This window comes from Gordonia desulfuricans NBRC 100010, from assembly GCF_001485495.1.
GTDB classification, from domain to species: Bacteria; Actinomycetota; Actinomycetes; order Mycobacteriales; family Mycobacteriaceae; genus Gordonia; species Gordonia desulfuricans.
Window position 1 is genome coordinate 57,472 of record NZ_BCNF01000026.1, and the last position, 9,088, is coordinate 66,559.

The 9,088-nt window shown below is 68.9% G+C and carries 8 protein-coding genes; 5 read left to right on the top strand and 3 right to left on the bottom strand.

Annotated features, from left to right (window positions below):
• Positions 1–111 precede the first annotated feature (111 nt).
• Genes GD1_RS04550 through cysD form a run of 3 tightly spaced genes read right to left on the bottom strand, consistent with a single transcriptional unit; the run spans position 112 to position 3,704 of the window.
• Positions 112–867: a 3'(2'),5'-bisphosphate nucleotidase CysQ gene (locus tag GD1_RS04550; RefSeq protein WP_059035956.1), complete on the bottom strand. Its 756-nt coding sequence runs from the start codon at positions 865–867 to the stop codon at positions 112–114.
• A 39-nt stretch (positions 868–906) separates the two neighbouring features.
• On the bottom strand, positions 907–2,781 hold the full coding sequence (cysC, locus tag GD1_RS04555) for an adenylyl-sulfate kinase (protein WP_020793879.1): 1,875 nt from the start codon (positions 2,779–2,781) through the stop codon (positions 907–909).
• The gene (gene cysD / locus GD1_RS04560) at positions 2,781–3,704 is read right to left on the bottom strand and encodes a sulfate adenylyltransferase subunit CysD (RefSeq protein ID WP_059035958.1); all 924 of its coding nucleotides are present in this window, start codon (positions 3,702–3,704) and stop codon (positions 2,781–2,783) included. The genes cysC and cysD overlap by 1 nt, the downstream gene beginning before the upstream one ends.
• Positions 3,705–3,951: 247 nt before the next feature.
• Between cysD and GD1_RS04565 the strand changes: the two genes are divergently transcribed.
• The 5 genes from GD1_RS04565 (at position 3,952) to GD1_RS04585 (ending at position 8,702) form a co-directional block, all read left to right on the top strand.
• The gene (locus GD1_RS04565) at positions 3,952–4,425 is read left to right on the top strand and encodes a hypothetical protein (RefSeq protein WP_238403534.1); all 474 of its coding nucleotides are present in this window, start codon (positions 3,952–3,954) and stop codon (positions 4,423–4,425) included.
• An 85-nt stretch (positions 4,426–4,510) separates the two neighbouring features.
• On the top strand, positions 4,511–5,422 hold the full coding sequence (locus GD1_RS04570) for an enoyl-CoA hydratase (protein WP_053778247.1): 912 nt from the start codon (positions 4,511–4,513) through the stop codon (positions 5,420–5,422).
• 1 nt (position 5,423) lies between these two features.
• Positions 5,424–6,590 carry an acyl-CoA dehydrogenase family protein gene (locus tag GD1_RS04575; RefSeq protein ID WP_053778246.1) on the top strand — a complete coding sequence of 389 codons (1,167 nt, stop codon included), beginning with the start codon at positions 5,424–5,426 and terminating at the stop codon, positions 6,588–6,590.
• 7 nt (positions 6,591–6,597) lie between these two features.
• Positions 6,598–7,569, top strand: coding sequence for an acyl-CoA dehydrogenase family protein (locus tag GD1_RS04580; RefSeq protein WP_059035972.1), 972 nt, complete (start codon positions 6,598–6,600; stop codon positions 7,567–7,569).
• Entirely contained in the window at positions 7,566–8,702 is a 1,137-nt protein-coding gene (locus tag GD1_RS04585) for an acyl-CoA dehydrogenase family protein (RefSeq protein WP_053778245.1), read from the top strand. Before GD1_RS04580 ends, GD1_RS04585 begins: the two co-directional genes overlap by 4 nt.
• Positions 8,703–9,088 lie beyond the last annotated feature (386 nt).

The window sequence follows — 9,088 nt, forward strand, 5'->3', positions numbered from 1 at the left end:
TCGATCATCGAGAGGAACCCCAAGACGATGAGCTCGAGGAGATGGCACAGCTGATCGCAATCGACCTCGGGCCGTGAGGTAGATGCCCACGCAGTTGTCGTCGGACGGTCCTCAGCCCTGCGATGTCACCGCGATGATCGCCTCGCGCAGTTCCGGCCGGCAGATCACCAGGTCGGGCAGGTAGGTGTCGTCGTTGTTGTAGACCAGCGGCGAGCCGTCGATGCGTCCGCACCACAGTCCCTTCGCGGTGGCGACGGCGACCGGGGCCGCCGAATCCCACTCGTACTGTCCCCCGGAGTGCACGTAGGCGTCGGCCTCACCGCGCACCACGGCCATCGCCTTGGCCCCGGCCGATCCCATCGACAGCACCTCACCGCCGATCGCGTCGGCGACGGGCTGCGAGAAGGCCGGGGGCCGTGACCCGCTGACGACGACGCGGGGCACGTCACCGCGGGCGGTGGCGGCCAGTCCGTGCGTCGGGGTGACCGGGTCGGCGTCATCGACATAGGTGATCCCCAGGCCGGGCAGGGCGACGGCCCCGGCGATCAGGCCGTCGGTCTTCGACCACAGCGCCACGTGCACCGCCCAGTCGGAGTGGCCCGCCATGCCGTACTCGCGGGTGCCGTCCACCGGGTCGACGATCCACACGCGCGCCGCGGTGAGCCGGGACTTGTCGTCGGCGGACTCCTCCGAGAGCACCGCGTCGTCGGGGCGTTCGGCGGCCAGGCGTTCCAGCAGGAAGTCGTCGGAACGCCGGTCGCCCTCCTTGCCGAGCGCCTTACCGCTCAACCCGCTGGTGGCGCGGATCTCCAGCAGCAGCTTCCCCGCCTCGGTGGCGAGCTGTCCCGCGAGTGCGCGGTCGTCCATCCAGACCTCCCTGGTCGTTCCCGTCGTTCCTGCCGGCCTCTACAGTCCCAGATTCCGCAGGACCGTGTCGGCGGCCTCGGCCGGGGTGCCGTCGGTCGGGGTGACCACGACGTCGGCGTTCTCGGGTCGCTCGTACGGCGAGTCGATCCCGGTGAACTGGCTGATCTCACCGCGGCGCGCCCTGGCATACAACCCTTTGGGATCACGCCGCTCGCATTCGTCGAGCGGGGTGTCGATGAAGATCTCGTAGAACGGCAGGCCGCGCTCGGCGTGGATCTCACGCGCCCGGACCCGCTCGCCGGCGAACGGTGAGATCAGCGACACGATCGCCACCGCCCCGGAATCGGCGAACAGGGCGGCCACCTCGGAGGTGCGCCGGATGTTCTCGCGCCGGTCGTCGTCGCCGAAGCCCAGGTCGGAGTTGAGGCCGTGACGCAGGTTGTCGCCGTCCATCAGGTACGCCGGCCGCCCCTCGGCGACGAAGCGGCGTTCCAGTTCGATCGCCAGCGACGACTTCCCCGACCCGGACAGACCGGTCAGCCAGATGGTCGCCCCGTGATGCGGCCGGTGTTCGCGGCTCACCTTGGTGGTCTGCCACACGATGTGGCTGTCGTGGCTGACCGGGGCGGTGATCATGCCCGCCGCGACGGTGGCATTGGTGGCCTCGTCGATCAGGATGAAGCTGCCGGTCTCCCGGTTGCGACGGTACGAGTCGAACATCACCGGCTGCTGGGTGCGCAGGGTCAGCCGGCCGATCTCGTTGAGCGCCAGCTTCTTCGACTCGGTGTCCCGGTGCAGCGTGTTGACGTCCAGGCGGTAGTTGACGCCGGTGACCTCGGCCTTGGTGGCGCGGGTGCCGGTGAGCAGGACATAGCGCGAGTGCTCGGTGAGGGGTGCGTCGTCGGCGAACCAGCAGACCATCGCGTCGATGTCCCGGGCGACATACGGGCGGTTGTTGGGCCGGGCGAGCATGTCCCCGCGGACGATGTCGATCTCGTCGGCGAGTTCCACCGACACCGCCATCGAGGCGAACGCCTCGTCGACGCGGGTGCCGCCGGGACCCCAGATGTCGGTGATGGTGGTGGTGAAACCGCTGGGCAGGACGACGATCTCGTCACCGCGGGCGAACACACCACCGGCGACGGTACCGCCGTAGGCCCGATGGTCTGCGCCGTCCGCGGTCTGCGGGCGGATCACATACTGCACCGGCAGCCGCGCGTCGATCAGGTTGCGGTCCGACGCGATGTGCACGTTCTCGAGATGACTGAGCAGCGGGCGCCCCTCGTACCACGGCATCGCGGCGGACTTGTCCACCACGTTGTCGCCCCGCAACGCCGAAAGCGGGATGAAGGTCAGGTCACCGACGTTCAGCTTGGCGGCGAAGTCGACGAATTCCGAACAGATCTCGTCGAACCGTTCCCGCGACCAGTCCACCAGGTCCATCTTGTTGACGCAGATGGTCAGATGCGGGATACCGAGCAGCGACGAGAGGAAGGCGTGCCGCCGGGTCTGCTCGAGGACCCCCTTGCGGGCGTCGATCAGGATGATCGCGAGGTCGGCGGTCGACGCACCGGTCACCATGTTGCGGGTGTACTGCACATGCCCCGGGGTGTCGGCGATGATGAATTTCCTTCGCGGCGTGGCGAAGTACCGGTAGGCGACGTCGATGGTGATGCCCTGCTCACGCTCGGCGCGAAGCCCGTCGGTGAGCAGTGCGAGGTCGGCCTGGGTGTCGCCGCGGGCCGCCGAGGTGGCCTCGATCGACTCCAGCTGATCGGTGAAGATCGACTTGGAGTCGTAGAGCAGCCGGCCGATCAGCGTCGACTTGCCGTCGTCCACCGATCCGGCGGTGGCCAGTCGCAGCAACTCCCCCGACCGGACGAGTGGTTGTGCGGCAACGGAATCGGTGCTCATCAGAAGTACCCCTCCCGTTTGCGGTCTTCCATCCCGGCCTCGGAGATGCGGTCGTCGGCGCGGGTGGCGCCACGCTCGGTGAGGCGGGTGACCGAGATCTCCTCGATCACCTCGGCGACGGTGACGGCGTCGCTGCGCACACAGCCGGTGCAGGTGGCGTCGCCGACGGTACGGAACCGGACCCGCTCGACATGCGACTCCTCCCCCGGTTTGCGTTCCAGGAATCGGGTGTCGGCCAACAACATCCCGTCGCGCGGTACCACCGCCCGCTCGTGTGCGTAGTAGATCGGCGGCAACTCGATCTGTTGTGCGGCGATGTATCCCCAGATGTCGAGTTCGGTCCAGTTGCTCAGCGGGAAGACCCGGATGTGCTCACCGGCGTGGTGGCGGCCGTTGTAGAGGTGCCACAGTTCCGGGCGCTGCGCCCGCGGATCCCAGGTGCCGAACTCGTCGCGGAAGCTGAACACACGCTCCTTGGCGCGAGCCTTCTCCTCGTCGCGGCGGGCACCACCGAACACCGCGTCGAAGCGGTTCTCGGTGATCCCGCGGAGCAGCGCCGTGGTCTGCAGCCGGTTGCGGCTGGTGCCGGGACCGGTCTGCTCCACGACGCGCCCGGCGTCGATGTCGTCCTGCACCGAACTGACGATCAACCGCACCCCGGTCTCGGCGACGACGCGGTCACGGTAGGTGATCACCTCGTCGAAGTTGTGGCCGGTGTCGACGTGCATGAGCGGAAACGGGATCGGTGCGGGCCAGAACGCGCGGCGGGCGATGTGGAACATCACCACCGAGTCCTTGCCGCCGGAGAACAGCAGCACCGGTCGCTCGAAGGTGGCCGCCACCTCCCGGAAGATGTGGACCGACTCGGCCTCGAGCGCGTCGAGATGGCTCAGCTCGTAGTGCGCCCTGCCCGGTGCGGTCATGCCGTCTCCCTGCTCATGCCGTCCCCCTGCTCATGTCGCCTCCTGATGATGACGCCTCCTGATGCTGCTGTCTCGTGATGATGCCGCGTGTCGATGATGCCGCCGCGCCGGCCGCACCCATCCGATTGTCCCCCGGCGCGCCGGTGGTCCGTTCGACAGACAGCCTTGCTAACGATCTCATCGCCCCGACCGGTATTCCCTGTGAACCCGCTGGAAACCAGCTGCACCCGCACACAGGAGGATCGACATGCCCCGCACCACCACGCGCCGACTCGCCGGAACCGCCGTCGCCGCCGCCATCACCGCGACCGGACTGCTCGGCACCGGGACCCTCGGCACCGGCACCGCCTCCGCCGAGACCGTCGCCCCGCTCGACCGATGCTGGGGGATCAGCCCCAACATCGTCGACCAGCCGTACAGCACCGCCCGGCTGTTCGTCAGCCCGGACGGCCCGGGACGCGTCACCGCCGCGGTCCGCGACATCTCCAGCTTCTGGGGCGGCGGATACGAGTCGGTGGGGCGCCTCGACTGGCACAACCTGCGCACCGGCAAGCGCGGTACCGCCGTCGACGCCGCGCCGATCCGCCTCTACGTCAACGGCCCCACCTTCCGCCTGAACACCGGGACCGGACCGGTCCGGGTGACGTTGTCGGCGGTCAATCGCAATGCACTGTGGTCGATCCCCACCACCTCGTGCAGCGGCACCCTGCAGGTGCGCTGAGCCCGGACCGGCGACGCGGTGCCACGGGAGCGTGATTCCCCCACCCGGCTACCAACCAAGCACTTGCTAGGTTACGCTCGTGGGCATGAGCGACGCCGTCATCCCCCCACCCCTGGGTCCCGACGATCTCGGACCCGACACCACCCCGGTCGCATACGAGACCGGCGGCGACGCGAACGCGATCGCCTATGTGACGCTCAACCGCCCCGAGTACCGCAATGCACAGAACTCGGTGATGACCTATTCGCTCGACGCCGCCTTCCGCAAGGCCGTCGACGACCCGGCGGTCAAGGTCATCGTGTTGCGCGCCAACGGCAAGCACTTCTCGGCCGGCCACGACATCGGCACGCCCGAACGCGATTTCGACACCTTCTACGACAACGTCGCGGTGCTGCACTGGGATCACAGCGACAAGACCGGCGCCGACCAGCGCCTGGCCCGCGAGATGGAGGTGTACATGGGGATGTGCCGCCGCTGGCGCGACATCCCCAAGCCGCTGATCGCCCAGGTCCACGGCGCCTGCATCGCCGGCGGCCTGATGCTCGCCTGGACCTGCGATTTCATCGTCGCCTCCGACGACGCGTTCTTCTCCGATCCGGTCGCCCGGATGGGCATCCCCGGCGTCGAGTACTTCGCACACGCCTATGCGCTCGGCACCCGCCGGGCCAAGGAGATCCTGTTCACCGGTGAGCGTTTCACCGCCGCACAGGCCGCCGACTGGGGAATGGTCAACCACGTCGTCCCGCGCGACGAGCTGGCCGCCAAGGTCGACGACATCGCCGGACGTGCCGCCGCCATGCCGATGCAGGGACTGTTCCTGTCGAAGAAGGCGGTCAACATCTGCGAGGACCAGATGGGTATGCGCAATGCGATGGACTCGGTGTTCGGGTGGCACCACTACGCACACTCGGCCAACGCCGAGACCGGCGACTCGCTCGGCGGGATGGATGCCAGGTCGATGAAGGCGGCCGGTTCCGGGAACGGTGCGGGGGCCTGACATGGATCTGCTGTTCGACGACGCCGCACACGAATTCCGCGCCGAGGTCCGCGCCTGGCTGGCCGATCACGTTCCGGCACAGCCACTCCCGTCGATGGACACCGCCGAGGGATTCGAGGCACACCGGCAGTGGGAGGCCACCATGGCCGCCGACGCCATGTCGGTGGTGAGCTGGCCGGCCGAGTTCGGCGGCCGGGACGAGCCGCTGCTGCACTGGCTGATCTTCGAGGAGGAGTACTACCGTTCCGGGGCGCCCGGGCGGGTCAGCCAGAACGGCATCTTCCTGCTCGCCCCCACCCTGTTCGAGCACGCCCATCCCGAACAGTTGCAACGGATCATGCCGCGCATGGCACGCGCCGACGACATCTGGGGCCAGGCCTGGAGCGAGCCCGAGTCGGGCAGCGACCTGGCGTCGCTGCGGTCGACGGCCACCCGCACCGACGGCGGCTGGCTGCTCAACGGGCAGAAGACCTGGAGTTCGCGGTCGAGTTTCGCCGACTGGGGATTCGGGCTGTTCCGCACCGACAAGCAGGCCCAGCGGCACAAGGGCATCACCTACTTCATGTTCGATCTGCGCAGTCCCGGGGTCACCGTCCGTCCGATCGCCCAGCTCGACGGCGAGGCGGGCTTCGCCGAGTTGTTCCTCGAGGACGTCTTCGTCCCCGACGATCCCTCCGCCCCTGGCGAATCCGGGGTGATCGGCGAGGTGAACAACGGCTGGAAGGTGGCGATGAGTACCGCCGCCAACGAGCGCGGTCTCTCGCTGCGGTCCCCCGGGCGCTTCCTGGCCACCACCGATCGCCTGCTCGATCTGTGGCGGTCGCGGCGCGACGACGTACCGCCGACCGCGGGCACCGATGCCGCCGTCGCCGACGCCTGGATCGGTTCGCGCGCCTACGAGCTGTCGACGTATCAGACCGTGAGCCGGCTGGCCGCCGGCGGACAACTCGGCATGGAGTCGTCGATCAACAAGGTGTTCTGGTCGCAGTGGGACATCGCCGCCCACGAGACCGCCCTCGACCTGCAGGGCGCCGACGCCGAACTCGACGACGCCTGGCTGGACGGCTATCTCTTCTCGTTGTCGGGGCCGATCTACGCCGGCACCAACGAGATCCAACGCAACGTGATCGCGGAACGCCTGCTGGGCCTGCCGCGTGGGGACCGGTGAGGAACCGATGGATTTCCTGCTCTCCGACATTCATGACGACCTCGCCTCGAGCATCGACGCGCTGCTGACCAAGGCCGACTCGCCTGCCGTCGCCCGCGCCTGGGCCGACGGCGACCGCACCCCCGCCGAAGCGGTGTTCGCCCAGCTCGCCGAGACCGGCGTGTTCGGGCTGATGGTCGACGACGCCTTCGGCGGTGCCGGTGCCGGTGCGGTCGAGATGGTCGTCGCCCTCGAACAGCTCGGCCGTCACGGCGTTCCCGGACCGCTCGCCGAGACCATCGCCGTCGCACCGACACTGCTGAGAGCCGCCGGGGTGACCGACCCGCTCGAGGCCATCGCCGCCGGCGGTGTCGTGTCGGTGGCGGCCGCCCCGGTGCAGCCACGCGCCGCCGACGCCGACGCGGTCTCGACGGTGTATCTGCTGACCGGAGAGACACTCTCGGTGGGCACCGCCGGTGCGGCGCTGCGCACGGTCGACCCGGCGCGCACCGTGTCCGACGTCGATGCCGGGGCCCCGCTGGCCACCGGCGTGGACGGTTCGGCCGCCGTCGATCTGGGTGCGCTGGCGACCGCCGCACAACTGCTCGGTCTGGGCCGACGGATGCTGTCGCTGGCCGCGGAGTATGCGGTGGCCCGCAAGCAGTTCGGCCGGGCGATCGGTTCCTTCCAGGCGGTCAAACATCATCTCGCCGATGTCGCGATCGCCCTCGAGATGGCCCGGCCCCTGGTCCACGGTGCCGCCGTCGGCGTCGACGGTGGCGCCCCCGAGGGCACCGACGTCTCCCGTGACATCTCGGCGGCCAAGGTCGCCGCCGCCGACGCCGCCCACCTCGCGTCACGGCAGGCACTTCAGGTCCTCGGGGCGATCGGCTACACCCGCGAACACGATCTGTCGCTGTATCTGACCAAGACCAGGGCGCTGGTGTCGGCGTGGGGTACCCCGGCGGCGCACCGCGCCCGGATTCTGGAGACGCTGTGAGCACCACGACCGACCATGACGCGGCGACCATCTCCGCCGAAGACCGTGAAGCGTTGCGGGTTTCGGTGGCCGGGCTGCTCAAGCAGCGGTCCGGACCGGACGCCGTCCGCGCCGCCATGTCGAGTCCCAGCCGCATCGACCGCCCGCTGTGGCAGACCCTGTGCACCGAGATCGGTGTGGCCGCACTCCCCGTCCCCGACGAGTTCGGCGGCGCCGGAGCCGGCTTCGCCGAGACCGGTGTGATCCTGGAGGAGACCGGGGCGGTGCTCTGCCCGGTGCCGGTGTACTCCGCGGCCATCGCCACCGCGGCGATCCTGGCCACCGGCGACACCGACGCCGCCCGGCGCCTGCTGCCGGGTATCGCTTCCGGCGAGAAGTCGGTGGCGCTGTGCTGGGCCGGACCCGACGGGTGGGCCGCCCCCGGTGTGACCGCCGAGGCCGGATTGCTCACCGGCACCGCCCATTACGTCCTCGACGGCGAGTCGGCCGATCATCTCCTCGTCCTGGCGGGTACGAGTAGCGGCCTGACCGTCCACGACGTCGACGCGCACGCCGAGGGCATCACCATCACGCCGCGGCCCGTCGTCGACCCCACCCGGCCACTCGCATCGGTCACCTTCGACGACGTCGCCGCCACCACCATCACGGCCAAGGCCGACACCGAGGACACACTGCGCACCGCCGCCTGGGCGTTGCTGTCGGCGGAGCAGGTCGGCGGAGCCGCCCGCACCCTCGACCTCACCGTGCAGTACACCAAGGAGCGCTCGCAGTTCGGCCGGCCGATCGGATCGTTCCAGGCCCTCAAACACCGTATGGCCGACATGTACACGCTGGTCGAGACGTCCCGGTCGATCTCCCGGGCCGCACTCGACGCCGTCGCCGCCGGGGCGGCCGACGCCCCGGAGCTCGCCGCCGCCGCCCACGTCTACTGCTCGGAATCGTTCGCGACCGTCACCGGTGAGGCCATCCAGCTACACGGCGGCATCGGCATCACCTGGGAGCACGACATCCAGTTGTACTTCAAGCGTGCCCACGGCAGCGCCCTGCTGTTCGGCCAGCCCCACCGCGTCGTCACCGAACTGGCAAAACGCCTGCACGGGGCCATGACCGCTCAACCACCCACCAGCCGTTGATGATCGAGCCGAACCCACTTCGATGATTGAGCAGAGACTTCGTCGATGATTGAGCCGAACCTACTACGATGATTGAGCCGGGACCGAGCCGGAAAGGCGAGGACCCGAGTCGAAATCACCGCAACCCGAGTTGGCAACCACCAACCCGCCGTTGATGATTAAGCCGAACCAACTACGATGATTGAGCCGGGACCGAGCCAGAAAGGCGAGGACCCGAGTCGAAATCACCGCAACCCCAGCACGATAGCAACCACCTCCGAGGTGGTCACGCCGACAAATTCGGCTCACCGAGGTTTCGACACGCCTCGTCGCTACGCTCCTCATCGGCTCAACCACCAACCCGCCGTTGATGATCGAGCCAAACCAACTACGATGATTGAGCCGGG

Coding starts and splice junctions, on each gene's coding strand:
- GD1_RS04550 (WP_059035956.1), bottom strand. CDS start 867: ATGGACGACCGCGCACTCGCGGGACAGCTCGCCACCGAGGCGGGGAAG.
- cysC (WP_020793879.1), bottom strand. CDS start 2,781: ATGAGCACCGATTCCGTTGCCGCACAACCACTCGTCCGGTCGGGGGAG.
- cysD (WP_059035958.1), bottom strand. CDS start 3,704: ATGACCGCACCGGGCAGGGCGCACTACGAGCTGAGCCATCTCGACGCG.
- GD1_RS04565 (WP_238403534.1), top strand. CDS start 3,952: ATGCCCCGCACCACCACGCGCCGACTCGCCGGAACCGCCGTCGCCGCC.
- GD1_RS04570 (WP_053778247.1), top strand. CDS start 4,511: ATGAGCGACGCCGTCATCCCCCCACCCCTGGGTCCCGACGATCTCGGA.
- GD1_RS04575 (WP_053778246.1), top strand. CDS start 5,424: ATGGATCTGCTGTTCGACGACGCCGCACACGAATTCCGCGCCGAGGTC.
- GD1_RS04580 (WP_059035972.1), top strand. CDS start 6,598: ATGGATTTCCTGCTCTCCGACATTCATGACGACCTCGCCTCGAGCATC.